The 13,409-nt window shown below is 69.5% G+C and carries 10 protein-coding genes; all 10 read right to left on the bottom strand.

The features are described from left to right. Positions 1-71: 71 nt before the first annotated feature. On the bottom strand, positions 72-1,535 hold the full coding sequence (locus ABEA39_RS04920) for a glutamate synthase subunit beta (RefSeq protein ID WP_345373846.1): 1,464 nt from the start codon (positions 1,533-1,535) through the stop codon (positions 72-74). Between the two features lie 68 nt (positions 1,536-1,603). After that, positions 1,604-6,178, bottom strand: coding sequence for a glutamate synthase large subunit (gene gltB / locus ABEA39_RS04915; protein WP_345373844.1), 4,575 nt, complete (start codon positions 6,176-6,178; stop codon positions 1,604-1,606). Between the two features lie 282 nt (positions 6,179-6,460). Further along, complete coding sequence (gene lgt, locus ABEA39_RS04910) at positions 6,461-7,477, bottom strand: prolipoprotein diacylglyceryl transferase (RefSeq protein ID WP_345373842.1); 1,017 nt, start codon at positions 7,475-7,477, stop codon at positions 6,461-6,463. Between the two features lie 68 nt (positions 7,478-7,545). Continuing rightward, complete coding sequence (trpA, locus tag ABEA39_RS04905; RefSeq protein ID WP_425556908.1) at positions 7,546-8,370, bottom strand: tryptophan synthase subunit alpha; 825 nt, start codon at positions 8,368-8,370, stop codon at positions 7,546-7,548. After that, positions 8,367-9,581, bottom strand: coding sequence for a tryptophan synthase subunit beta (gene trpB / locus ABEA39_RS04900; protein ID WP_345373840.1), 1,215 nt, complete (start codon positions 9,579-9,581; stop codon positions 8,367-8,369). The genes trpA and trpB overlap by 4 nt, the downstream gene beginning before the upstream one ends. Further along, positions 9,581-10,354, bottom strand: a complete 774-nt coding sequence (gene trpC / locus ABEA39_RS04895) for an indole-3-glycerol phosphate synthase TrpC (protein ID WP_345373837.1) — start codon at positions 10,352-10,354, stop codon at positions 9,581-9,583. The genes trpB and trpC overlap by 1 nt, the downstream gene beginning before the upstream one ends. After that, complete coding sequence (locus ABEA39_RS04890) at positions 10,355-10,603, bottom strand: DUF6704 family protein (RefSeq protein WP_345373949.1); 249 nt, start codon at positions 10,601-10,603, stop codon at positions 10,355-10,357. A 142-nt stretch (positions 10,604-10,745) separates the two neighbouring features. Beyond that, positions 10,746-11,432, bottom strand: a complete 687-nt coding sequence (locus ABEA39_RS04885) for a Trp biosynthesis-associated membrane protein (RefSeq protein WP_345373835.1) — start codon at positions 11,430-11,432, stop codon at positions 10,746-10,748. Next, positions 11,429-12,979: an anthranilate synthase component I gene (locus ABEA39_RS04880; protein WP_345373833.1), complete on the bottom strand. Its 1,551-nt coding sequence runs from the start codon at positions 12,977-12,979 to the stop codon at positions 11,429-11,431. The genes ABEA39_RS04885 and ABEA39_RS04880 overlap by 4 nt, the downstream gene beginning before the upstream one ends. Next, positions 12,972-13,379 (bottom strand): phosphoribosyl-AMP cyclohydrolase, encoded by a 408-nt coding sequence (hisI, locus tag ABEA39_RS04875; RefSeq protein WP_345373831.1) that lies wholly within the window; start codon positions 13,377-13,379, stop codon positions 12,972-12,974. Before hisI ends, ABEA39_RS04880 begins: the two co-directional genes overlap by 8 nt. Positions 13,380-13,409 lie beyond the last annotated feature (30 nt).

Below are 13,409 nucleotides of genomic sequence, written 5' to 3'. Positions count from 1 at the left end.
CACTGACGCGCAGGCGACAAGGGCGGAAACGGCGGGCGGAAACGGGCTAAACCGGAAGGAGACGGCGGAACTCAGAACGAGACGGAGATCGGACGGTCGGTCGGCTTGACCGGGAAGGGCAGCGAGGTCGTGCCCTCCAGGTACTTGTCGACCGCCGACGCCGTGGCTCGTCCTTCGGCGATGGCCCAGACGATGAGCGACTGGCCGCGACCGGCGTCGCCCGTCACGAAGACGCCGGGCTGCGAGGTCTCGTAGGACGCGTCGCGCTCGATGGCACCGCGCTGGTCGAACGGAACCGACAGCTGCTCCTCGAGGTGCTCGCGCTCCGGGCCGGTGAACCCCAGGGCCAGAAGGACCAGGTCGGCCGGGATCTCGCGCTCGGTGCCGGACTTCGGCACGCGCCTGCCGTCGACGAACTCGGTCTCGGCCACGCGGATCGCGCGGACCTCTCCGACCTCGTTGGAGAGGAACTCCACCGTCGACGCGAGGAAGACGCGCTCACCGCCCTCCTCGTGGGCACTGGACACCTCGAACAGGGTCGGCGCCATGGGCCACGGCTGGTGAGCCGGACGCTCCTCCGGCGGCTGCTGGCCGATCGCGAGGTTCGTGACGCTCAGGGCTCCCTGACGGTGCGAGGTGCCGATGCAGTCCGCGCCGGTGTCGCCGCCGCCGAGGACGACGACGTGCTTGCCCTCGGCCGTGATCTGATCGGCGATGGTGTCGCCCGCCCCGGCCTTGTTCTGCTGGACCAGGTACTCCATGGCGAAGTGCACGCCGGCGAGGTCGCGACCCGGGATCGGGAGGTCCCGCGGCACGGTCGCGCCGGTGGCCACGATGACGGCGTCGTAGCGCGCGCGCAGGTCGTCCCACGCGATGTCCTTGCCGATCTCGACGCCGGCGCGGAAGCGGGTGCCCTCGGCCTGCATCTGCGCGAGACGCTGCTCGATCTGCTTCTTCTCCATCTTGAAGTCGGGGATGCCGTAGCGCAGCAGGCCCCCGATGCGGTCGTCGCGCTCGTAGACGGCGACGGTGTGACCGGCGCGCGTGAGCTGCTGGGCGGCTGCGAGACCGGCGGGGCCCGATCCGACCACGGCGACGGTCTTGCCGGTGAGGCGCTCCGGCGGGTGCGGCGTGACCCAGCCGTTCGCGAAGGCCTGATCGATGATCGAGACCTCGACCTGCTTGATGGTCACCGGCGGCTGGTTGATGCCGAGGACGCACGAGGCCTCGCAGGGCGCGGGGCACAGTCGACCGGTGAACTCGGGGAAGTTGTTGGTCGAGTGCAGACGCTCGATGGCCTGTCGACCCTCGTCGCGCCAGGTGAGGTCGTTCCACTCCGGGATCAGGTTTCCGAGCGGGCAGCCCTGGTGGCAGAACGGCACGCCGCAATCCATGCAACGGCCGGCCTGGCGACGGAGCTCACCGCTCTCCTGCTGCTCGTAGACCTCTTTCCAGTCCATGAGACGGACGGCGACGGGACGACGCTTGGGAAGCTCGCGCTTCTGGACCTTCAGGAAGCCTTTGGGGTCAGCCACGGGCCACCTCCTTGCTGTGGATCGAGAGAGAAAGGGATGCGCGGGGTCGGCTCGAAGGAGCGGTGACGTCAGCCACCGGTCACCTCGAGGATCCTGTTCCAGACTTCGTCGCCGTCGGGGTCGAGTCCCTCGTCGGCGGCGGTGGCGCGCGTCTGCTGCACGGCCGCGTAGTCGCGGGGCAGGACCTTCACGAAGTCGGCCATGCTGGTCTCGATGTCGGTGAGGAGCTTTTCGGCGACCACCGAACCCGTCTCCTTCAGGTGCTGCCGGAGGAGGTCGCTCACGATCTCGACGTCGGCACTCCCGAGCTCCTGGAGGAGGAGCTCGCCGGTGGCCAGGGCGTCGTCGTTCACGTTCTCGCGCTGCAGCTTGTGCACATAGGCCGTGCCGCCCGACATGCCCGCGCCGAGGTTCCGGCCCGTGGCGCCGAGGATGACGGCGAGACCGCCGGTCATGTACTCGAGCGCGTGGTCGCCCACGCCCTCGACGACGGCGCTCGCCCCGGAGTTGCGGACCAGGAAGCGCTCCCCCACGATTCCGCGGATGAAGAGGCTGCCCTGGGTCGCGCCGTAGCCGATGACGTTTCCGGCGATGACGTTGTCCTCGGCCGGGAAGGTCGACGACGCGTCGGGACGCACGGTGATGACACCGCCCGAGAGCCCCTTGCCGACGTAGTCGTTGCTGTCGCCCTCGAGGCGGAGCGTGATGCCCGCCGGGAGGAAGGCGCCGAGCGACTGCCCTGCGGACCCCTTGAGGGTGATGTCGATGCTGCCGGCCGGAAGACCGTTCTCGCCACGGCGGACCGTGACCTCGTGGCCGAGCATGGTGCCGACGGCGCGCTCGGTGTTGCGGATGGGCAGAGTCATCTCGAGGCGCTCGGACCGGCCCTCGATGACGTCGGCGGCGGCCGCGATGAGCTGGTTGTCGAAGTGCTTCTCGAGCTCGTGGTCTTGCGACACGCGGTTGCGGCGAGGCTCGTCGTCGTCGAACGCCGGGCCCACGAGAACGGGCTCGAGGTCGAGACCGGAGGCCTTCCAGTGCTCGACGGCGCGGTCGACCCCGAGCAACTCGTTGTGACCGATGGCCTCGTCGAGGCTGCGGAAGCCGAGCTCCGAGAGGTACTCGCGGACCTCCTGGGCGAGGAACTCGAAGAAGTTGACGACGTACTCCGCCTTGCCCGAGAAGCGTGCGCGCAGCTCGGGGTTCTGCGTGGCGACGCCCACGGGGCAGGTGTCGAGGTGACACACCCGCATGAGGATGCACCCCGAGACGACGAGAGGAGCGGTCGCGAAACCGAACTCCTCGCCTCCCAGGAGAGCGGCGACGATGACGTCGCGCCCCGTCTTCATCTGGCCGTCGACCTGGACGACGACGCGATCGCGCATCCCGTTCAGCATCAGGGTCTGCTGGGTCTCGGCGAGGCCGATCTCCCAGGGCGTGCCCGCGTGCTTGAGCGAGTTGAGCGGGCTCGCGCCGGTGCCGCCGTCGTGGCCGGACACCAGCACGACGTCGGCCAGGGCCTTGGTCACGCCGGCGGCCACAGCGCCGATCCCGGACTGGGAGACGAGCTTCACGTGGACCCGAGCAGTCGGGTTCGCCCGCTTGACGTCGAAGATCAGCTGTTTGAGGTCTTCGATGGAGTAGATGTCGTGGTGCGGCGGCGGCGAGATGAGGCCCACGCCGGGAGTCGCGTGGCGCGTCCGGGCCACCCACGGGTAGACCTTGGACGGCGGCAGCTGCCCGCCCTCGCCCGGCTTGGCGCCCTGCGCCATCTTCAGCTGGATGTCGGTCGCGTGCGTCAGGTACATGCTCGTGACGCCGAAGCGGCCCGAGGCGACCTGCTTGACGGCGCTGCGACGCTCCGGGTCGAGGAGGCGGTCGGTGTCTTCGCCGCCCTCGCCGGTGTTGGACTTGCCGCCGAGGCGGTTCATGGCGATCGCGAGGGTCTCGTGCGCCTCTTTCGAGATCGAGCCGTAGCTCATCGCGCCGGTGGAGAACCGCTTCACGATGGACTCGACCGATTCGACCTCGTCGATCGGGACGACCGGTCGGATGCCCGTGCGCAGCGTGAACAGACCCCGGAGCGTCATGAGGTTCTCGGCCTGGTCGTCGACCATCTTCGTGTACTCGCGGAAGATGTCGTACCGCTTGGTGCGCGTCGCGTGCTGCAGACGGAACACCGTCTCGGGGTTGAACAGGTGGGGCGGACCCTCGCGGCGCCACTGGTACTCGCCACCGGTCTGGAGTCGCTCGTGAGGCGTCGTGGAGCCGTCCGCGGGGTAGGCGCTGAGATGACGCTCGGCGTTCTCGGCCGCGATGACGTCGATGCCCACGCCGCCGAGGCGCGTCGACGTGCCGGTGAAGTAGGTGTCGACGAACTCCTGGCTGAGTCCGACGGCCTCGAACGCCTGCGCCGCCGCGTACGACGACACGGTGGAGATGCCCATCTTGGACATGATCTTGAGCACGCCCTTGCCGAGCGCCTTGATCAGGTTCTTCGTCGCCTGCTCGGTCGTGAGCCCGGTGAGCATGCCGCTGCGCACGAGGTTCTCGCAGGTCTCCATCGCCAGGTACGGGTTGACGGCGGACGCGCCGTAGCCGATCAGCGTGGCCACGTGGTGGACCTCGCGGACATCGCCGGCCTCGACGATCAGGCCGACCTTCATGCGGTTCTCGGTGCGGATCAGGTGGTGGTGGACGGCAGCGATCATCAGCAACGACGGCACCGGCGCGAAGTCGGTCGTCGAGTCGCGGTCGGACAGCACGATGAACTGCGACCCGTTCGCGATCGCCTCGTCGACCTCGTTGCACATCGCCGCGATGCGCTTCTCCATCGCCTTCGGACCCTTGTCGACCCGGTACAGGCCCTTGACGGTCGCCGTGATGCGGGAGCCCGGTCGCGGGTCGATGTGCTGGATCTTGGCGAGCTCGTCGTTGTCGATCACCGGGAAGTCGAGGATGACCTGACGGGCGTGCTCGGGCGTCGCGGCGAGGAGGTTGCGCTCCGGGCCGAGGCCGAGCTTGAGCGAGGTCACGACGGACTCGCGGATCGAGTCGAGCGGCGGGTTGGTCACCTGAGCGAACTGCTGGGTGAAGTAGTCGAACAGCAGCCGCGGACGGTCGCTGAGGACGGCGATCGGGGTGTCGCTGCCCATGGCGCCGAGGGGCTCGGCGCCGGCCTTCGCCATCGGCGAGAGGAGGATGCGCACCTCTTCTTCGGTGTAGCCGAACGTGCGCTGGCGGCGTGTGACCGAGGCGGGAGTGTGCACGATGTGCTCGCGGTCGGGCAGGTCCTTGAGGTGGATGCGGCCCATCTCGAGCCACTCGCCGTACTCCTCGGACGAGGCGAGCTGCTGCTTGATCTCGTCGTCCTCGATGATGCGTCCGGCCTCGGTGTCGACCAGGAACATCTTGCCGGGGCGGAGACGGCCCTTGCGGACGATCTTGGCCTGGTCGATGTCCGGCAGGACGCCGATCTCGCTCGCGAGCACGACGAGGCCGTCGTCGGTCACGAGGTAGCGACCGGGGCGGAGGCCGTTGCGGTCGAGGGTGGCGCCGGCGAGCGAACCGTCGGTGAACGTGATGGCGGCGGGGCCGTCCCACGCCTCCATGAGCATCGAGTGGTACTCGTAGAAGTTGCGGAGCACGGGGTCGATGCCGACCTGGTTCTCCCACGCCTCGGGCACCATCATCATGATGGCGTGCGGGAGCGAGCGCCCGGTGAGGCTGAGCAGCTCGACGACCTCGTCGAAGGAGGCCGAGTCGCTGGCGCCGGGGCTGACGATCGGGAGCAGGGGTTTGATGTCGCCGATCAACTCGGACTCGAGCTGGGACTGCCGAGCGCGCATCCAGTTGCGGTTGCCTCGCACGGTGTTGATCTCGCCGTTGTGCGCGATCATGCGGAACGGCTGGGCGAGGGGCCACGACGGGAACGTGTTCGTCGAGTAGCGCGAGTGGACGATGGCGAGCTTGGAGGCGACGCGCTCGTCGGAGAGGTCGGGGTAGAACGGCTCGAGCTGGAGCGTCGTGACCATGCCTTTGTAGACCATGGTGCGGCTCGACAGGGACGTGAAGTACGAGCCCAGCTCGCGCTCGGCGCGCTTGCGCAGCCGGAAGGCGAGGCGGTCGAGCTCCACTCCCCCGACGGCGGTCTCGGCGTGAGCGGACGCGATGAAGAGCTGCTCGAAGGCGGGCATCGCCTTTCGCGCCAGGTTGCCGAGCTCGTCGGCGCGGACCGGGACGACACGCCAGCCGAGCACGCGCAGGGACTCGGCGATGGCGATGGCCTCGATGGCTGCCTTCATCTCCGCGCGCTCCTCGTCGTCGACGGGGAGGAAGCCGATGCCGACGGCGTAGTGGCCTTCGGCGGGCAGCTCGAACTCGACGACCTCGCGGAAGAAGGCGTCGGGCACCTGCATGAGGATGCCCGCGCCGTCACCGGTTCCGGCGTCGGACCCGACGGCCCCGCGGTGTTCGAGGTTGCGCAGCGCGCCGAGGGCGGCGTCGATGATGTCGTGGCCGGGCGTGCCGCGGAGGGTCGCCACCATGGCGAGGCCACAGGCGTCCTTCTCCTCGGCGGGGTCGTAGAGACCCTGCTTGACCGGAATGCTGCTGAAGGTCTGGTGCGCTGGCGTGAGAGCCATGTCGATCCGTCCTCACGAGTTAGGACTAGTGCTGAAACGACTAGAAGAGGAAACCTAGTGCGGGGCGGGGCGTCGATGGCCCGATTCGCATTCCGCTCGGTGGAGAACCGAACGGTGTGGCAGTCACCAGCGGGTCACGGTAGTGCCGTTCGGTGTGGATGCTCGCCCTCGCCATTGTGTGGGCGGGAGCGGTGGTGCGGGGTGTCGTGCTGGGGTGCTTCGGTACGGAGCTGTTTCGGTACGGGGAGCGGTGCTGTGGAGCAGTCGGAGCTGTGGCCGGAGTCAGGCCGTGGCGGTGCTGCTGCGGGCGACGACCGGTTTGTCGGCGGCGTCGGAGGCGGATGCCCCGTCTGCCGAGTCTAGCTCAGGGTGGTCGACCTCTCCGGTGATGACGGGCTGGAACCCCTCGTCGTTCGGACCGCGGCCCGGACGGTAGGCGCTCGGCACGCCGCCGGTGTGGTTGCGCGTCTGCCACCAGAAGACGAAGACGCCGATGCCGACGGCCAGGAACGCGGCCCAGACGTTGGTGCGGAAGCCCCAGAAGACCTCGCTGTAGTCGGTGCGGATGGACTCGAACCACATGCGGCCCGCGCCGTACCAGATGAGGTACAGGGCGAAGGTCTTGCCCCACTCCAGCTTCACGTTGCGGTTGATCAGGAGGATGACCGCCATGCCGAAGAGGTTCCAGAGGATCTCGTAGGCGAAGGTCGGGTGGAAGAGGGTGCCGGCCGGGAGCCCCACCGGGTACGCCGCGTTGGACGTCTCGATCTGGAGCCCCCACGGCAGCGTCGTGGGTGTGCCGAAGAGCTCGTGGTTGAAGTAGTTGCCGAGACGGCCGAAAGCCTGCGCCAGCATGAGACCGGGAGCGAGCGCGTCGACGAAGACGGAGACCCGGAGGCCGGTCTGGCGGCAGCCGAGCCACATGCCGAGCGCGCCGAACGAAAGGGCGCCGAAGATGGCGAGCCCGCCCTCCCAGACCGCGAAGACGTGCCAGAGGGCCTGCCCGGCGAAGTAGTCGTTGGGGTGGGTGATCACGTGGAAGAACCGGCCGCCGACGATGCCGAAGGGCACGCACCAGATGGCCATGTCGATGATGATCCAGCGCTCGGCGCCGCGACGGTTCAGGCGTGCGTTGGTCACCAGCACGGCGGCGATGATGCCGACGAGGATGCACACGGCGTACATGTGGATGCGCAGGCTGAAGTCGATGTCGGTGTGGAACAGGCCGTTGAACCAGGCGATCACGTCGAAGTACTGCCACGCAGCGGAAGGGCTGGGGATGCTCAGGGGCAGGGACACGAACGAGGGCCTTTCGGTGACGGACAGGTGGTCGGCGAGCCGACCACCGAGAACTCTAGCGGGTGGGGCTACGCCGGCTGATCTGCGGCGGGGCGGCTGCCCGAGGCGAGGTCGCGGGAGACCTCGGCCAGACGGGCGACGCCGCCCTCGGCCAGCGCCCGGACGAACGCGGAGCCGATGATCGCGCCGTCGGCGTAGGCGAGCACTTCGCGCACCTGCTCAGCGGTCGAGATGCCGAGGCCGACACAGGCGTTCTCGACGCCGACTTCGCGGAGCCGGGCGACGAGGGTGGATGCGGCGGAGTCGACGTCGGAGCGGGCGCCGGTGATACCCATGGTCGACACGGTGTAGACGAATCCACGACTGGCCTCGACGGCCTGCCGCAGACGGGCTTCGCTCGACGAGGGAGCGGCGAGGAAGACGCGGTCGAGGTCGGCGGCGTCGGCTGCGGCGATCCACTCCGCGGCCTCGTCGGGGATGAGGTCGGGCGTGATCAGTCCGGCGCCGCCGGCGGCGGCCAGATCGTCGGCGAAGCGCTGGGCGCCGTACTGCGTGACGGGGTTCCAGTAGGTCATGACGACGACGGGTGACGACACCTGAGACACGATCTCGCGGACCGCCGGGAAGATCTCGCGGATGCGGAAGCCTTCGGCCAGGGCGCGCTGGGTGGCGGCCTGGATGACCGGGCCGTCCATCACGGGATCGCTGTAGGGCAGCCCGAGCTCGATCACGTCGATGCCGTTGTTCGCCATGGCGACCGCGGCCTCGATCGAGGTCGACACGTCGGGGAAGCCGACGGGGAGGTAGCCGATGACGGCGCCGCTTCCGGCGTCTTTCCGGGCACGGATCGCCGTTCCGACCTTGCTGGTGCCGCGGGGCGTGGTGGTGGTCACAGCTGCTGCGCCTCCTCGTCGAGGATGCCGAAGTAGCGGCTCGCCGTGGCCACGTCCTTGTCGCCGCGACCCGAGAGGGAGACGAGGATGGTCGTGTCGGGGCCGCGGTCGAGGCCGAGTCGCAGGGCGCCCGCGAGGGCGTGGGACGACTCGATGGCCGGGATGATGCCCTCGGTGCGGGTGAGGAGGCGGAAGGCCTCCATCGCCTCCTTGTCGGTGACCGGCTCGTAGGTGGCCCGGCCGATGCTGGCGAGCCAGGCGTGCTCGGGGCCGACGGCCGGGTAGTCGAGCCCGGCGGAGATGGAGTGGCTCTCGACGGTCTGACCGTCTTCGTCCTGCATGAGGAACGATTTGGCGCCCTGGAGGACGCCGGTCCGGCCGAGCGTGATCGAGGCGGCGTGGCGACCGGTCTCGATGCCGTCGCCGCCGGCCTCGAAGCCGTAGAGCTCGACGCCCGGGTCGTCGAGGAAGGCGTTGAAGATGCCCATGGCGTTGGAACCGCCGCCGATGCACGCGGTGACGATGTCGGGCAGCTTGCCGGTGAGGTCGAGGACCTGCTGCCGCGCCTCCTCGCCGATGATCTTGTGGAAGTCGCGCACCATGGTCGGGAACGGGTGCGGACCGGCAACGGTGCCGAGGACGTAGTGGGTCTTCTCGACGCTGGAGACCCAGTCGCGGAGGGCGTCGTTGATGGCGTCTTTCAGCGTGCGCGAGCCGGTTGCGACGGAGACGACCTCGGCACCGAGCAGACGCATTCTCGCGACGTTGAGCGCCTGGCGCTCGGTGTCGACCTCGCCCATGTAGACGACGCATTCCATGCCGAAGAGCGCTGCCGCGGTCGCGGTGGCCACGCCGTGCTGGCCGGCACCGGTCTCGGCGATCAGACGTGTCTTGCCGAGGTTGCGGGCGAGCAGCGCCTGACCCAGGACGTTGTTGATCTTGTGCGAGCCGGTGTGGTTCAGGTCTTCGCGCTTCAGGATGATGCGCGCACCCCCGGCGTGCTCCGCGAACCGGGGCACCTCGGTGATGATCGAGGGGCGCCCGGTGTAGGTGGCGTGCAGCTTCGCCAGCTCGGCCTGGAAGACCGGGTCGACGGCGGCGGCTCGATAGGCCTCGTCGAGCTCGTCGAGGGCGGCGACGAGGGACTCGGGGACGAAGCGCCCGCCGAAGTCTCCGAAGTAGGGACCGACTGCGTCAGCCAGGGCGGTCATCAGACCTCCAGGAAGGTGTTGAGAGCGTCGACCGGGTCGCCGTGGACGACGAGGGCCTCGCCGACGAGGACGACGTCGGCTCCGGCGCGGCGGTAGTGGGCGACGTCGGCGGGGTGCTTCACGGCCGACTCGGCCACACGGACGACGCCGGACGGGATGCTGTCGGCCAGGGACCCGAAGAGGTCCTGGTCGAGTTCGAAGGTGCTGAGGTTGCGCGCGTTCACGCCGAGCACGGTGGCACCCGCGTCGAGGCCGCGCACGACCTCGTCGGCGGAATGCGTCTCGATCAGGGCGGTCATGCCGAGGTCGAGGACGAGCTGGTGGAGCTCGACGAGCTTTTTCTGCTCGAGACCCGCGACGATGAGCAACGCGAGGTCGGCCCCTGCGGCACGGGCTTCGAACACCTGGTACGGCTCGGCGATGAAGTCTTTGCGGAGGACCGGAACCGACACGACGTCTCGGACGGCCTCGAGGTCGCGGAGCGACCCCTTGAACTTGCGCTGCTCGGTCAGGACGCTGATGGCGCTGGCGCCGCCGGTCTGGTACGAGAGGGCGAGGGATGCGGGGTCGGCGATCTCGGAGAGGGCGCCACGGGACGGGCTCGCGCGCTTCACCTCGGCGATGATCTTGACCTTGTCGGCCGGCTGGAGGGCCAGGCGGGCGTCGAGGGCGGCGGGCCGGGCCAGCGCTTCGCGCTCGACCTCGGCCAGGGACTTGCTTTCGCGGCGTGCCTCGGCGTCGGCCAGGGCACCCGCGTAGAGATCGTCGAGCACCTAGTTGTGCGCCTTCGGGACGTAGCGGTGGCCGCCGACGCCGTAGCCCAGGCGCTTGAGGATCTGGCCCACGATGAGGCCGACGATGAGGAGGCCGAGGGACGCCCAGACGACGACGGGCACGTTGAACATGAAGGCGACGGTGCCGACCGCGAAGGCGACGAGCATGATGACCACGGCGGTCCACGCCGCGATGGAGTTGCCCTCGGAGTCGTGCTCCTCTTCGTGAGAGGACTGCCCGTGGTTCACGGACGTGCTGGGCTCGACCGCACGGGTGTCGACGGTGTTGTCGTCGGCTCGGTTCGAATCGGTCTGCGTGCTCACGGTGCTCCTTGGAAAATGCTCGGCCAGTGGTGGTCCGAGTCTACCGGGTGTGGTGCGGCGGGGGCGGCTACGCGCGGGAGCGGCCCCGTGCATCCTCGTCGCCGTCGTCGTCTCGACTGCCGGCGGCCGCGGTCGGGTCCGCCCCGAGGGTCAGGGTGTCCCACGCTACGACGGGGTCGGTCGGGGCGTCCGGGTCGATGATGCGGACGGCCTGGTATCGACGACTGCCGGCCGGCCAGCGGCGGGAGGTGGCGAGCACGACGACGCCGACGAAGGCCATGGCGAGGCCGAAGACCAGGGCCACCCAGGGCCAGGCGGTGACGGAGTGACTGAGGATGATCCCCCGGACGCTCTCTCTGCCGTCGACACCCGTCACCTTCGTGATGGCGGTGCGGGCGGCGCCGGTCGGGTTCGTGACCACGGTGAGGGCGGAGGCGACGACGCCGGCGCCCAGGAGCACTTCGAGGGCGCCGAGGACGATCCGGATGACGTGGCCGGCGATCGTCATCGCCCCGAAGAGGGCCAGCCCGGCGAACGCGAGGGCGGACAGGGCCGGTGCGGCCGCGCTGCCGGCGGCGGTGACGGCGAGGGTGCCGCCCTGCGGCGAGGAGACGCGAGTGTGGACCCAGCTCTGCGTGTAGGCGAGGAGGACGAGGCCCGAGAGGGCGAGGCCGGCGAGGATCAGGTACGTCTTGACCTTGCGGGGGGTGCGCTGAGGGGTGCCACCGGCTGTGACGGCTCCGGCGGCGCTCATCGCGACACCTTCACGAGTGCGTTCGCCACGGCGACGGCTCGCAGGGGCGCGGCGGCCTTGTTGCGCGCCTCCTGGTTCTCGGTGGCCGGATCGGAGTCGGCGACGAGGCCGGCGCCGGCCTGCACCCGGGCGACCCCCGGTTGCAGCAGGACGGTGCGGATGGCGATGGCGACGTCGGCGCTGCCGGCGAAGTCGAAGTAGCCGACCACTCCCCCGTAGACGCCGCGCTGGGCCGGCTCCAGCTCGTCGATGATCTCGAGGGCGCGCGGCTTGGGCGCCCCGGACAGGGTGCCGGCCGGGAAGGTGGCCCGGAAGGCGTCGATGGCGTTCCTGCCGGGGGCGAGGTCGCCCTCGACGCTCGAGACCAGGTGCATGATGTGGCTGAAACGCTCGACGTGCATGAACTCGGTCACCTCGACGCTGCCGGGCAGGCAGACCTTGAGCAGGTCGTTGCGGGCCAGGTCGACGAGCATCAGGTGTTCAGCGCGCTCTTTCTCGTCGTGCTCCAGGGCGGCGGCGAGGGCGAGATCTTCTTCGGGCGTCGCCCCCCGCGGCTTCGATCCGGCGATCGGGTGCGAGTACACGCGGGTGCCGTCGACCTTGACCAGGGCCTCGGGCGAGGATCCCACGATCCAGAACGGCTCGCCGTCGACGTCTTCGAGGCTGACCAGATACATGTAGGGGCTCGGGTTGAGCGTGCGGAGCACCCGGTAGACGTCGATCGGCTCGGAGGTGAACTCGTGGTCGAAGCGCTGCGAGATGACGACCTGGAACACGTCGCCGTCGTGGATGTGCTCTTTCGAGCGGCGGATGGCCTCGGCGTACTCGGCGTCGGTGGAACGGCGGCGCGGCTCGGGCTCGATCGACAGGTCGATCGTCGCGAGGTGCGCTTCGCTCGGCCCGGCGAGGGTCGACTGCAGGGCGTCGAGCTGGCGCTGAGCGGCCTCCCACAGCGTGTCGGCGTCGTCTTCGCCGTCGTTCAGGGCAGTGGCGACGAGCAGGGCCGTGCCGGTGCGGTGGTCGATCACGACGAGCTCGGAGACGAAGCTCAAAGCCTGGCCGGGCACGTCGAACTCGACGGGCGGCGCCTTCGGCAGGTGTTCGAGCTGGCGCACGGCCTCCCAGCCGATGAAGCCCACGAGGCCGCCGGTGAGCGGCGGGTGGCCTGCGATCGTCGGGGTCTTCCAGCGCTCGTGCAGGGCGGACAGCACGTCGAGGGGGGCTCCGGTCGCGCCGCCCAGGGCGCGTTCGGCGTTCATGCCGTAGTCGATCCAGGCCGCGTCGCCGTCGGCGCCCGTGGTGAGGACGCCGAACGACGAGACCCCGACGAACGAGTAGCGGGACCAGATGCCGCCCTGCTCCGCCGACTCCAGGAGGAAGGTGCCGGGCCGGCCGTTCGCGAGCTTGCGGTAGATGCCGACGGGCGTCTCGCCGTCGGCGTAGAGGCTGCGGACGACGGGCACGACGCGGTGCCCGTCGAGCAGCTCGTCGAAGTGGGCGCGCGTGGTGGTGTCGGCGCTGCCGGGTGCGGTACGGGTGTCACTCATCAGAACTGCCGTTCGTCGACGTGCCGCTCGAGGAGTGGCCGATGGTGGGGGTGAGGGGGTCGACGTCGAAGCAGGCGTGCTCGCCGGTGTGGCAGGCGGCCCCGATCTGCTCGACCGTCACCAGGAGGGTGTCGCCGTCGCAGTCGAGGGCGGCGCCCTTGACGTACTGACGGTGGCCGGAGGTGTCGCCCTTCCGCCAGTACTCCTGGCGCGAGCGCGACCAGAACGTGACCCGGCCCTCGGTGAGGGTGCGTCGCAGCGCCTCCTCGTCCATCCATCCCATCATCAGCACGTCTTTCGTGTCGTGCTGCTGGATGATCGCGGGAAGCAGCCCGACGGAGTCGAACTGCGCCCGGGCGACCACGGGCTCGACGGTGTCGCGGGTGAGCTGGTCGGTCATGGGGTTCCCTTGAGAGATGGTGGATGCGCG

Source organism: Frondihabitans cladoniiphilus (genome assembly GCF_039544345.1).
Lineage (GTDB): Bacteria > Actinomycetota > Actinomycetes > Actinomycetales > Microbacteriaceae > Frondihabitans > Frondihabitans cladoniiphilus.
The sequence above is the reverse complement of the archived record's forward strand: the minus strand, read 5'-3'. Positions and strand labels throughout refer to the sequence as shown.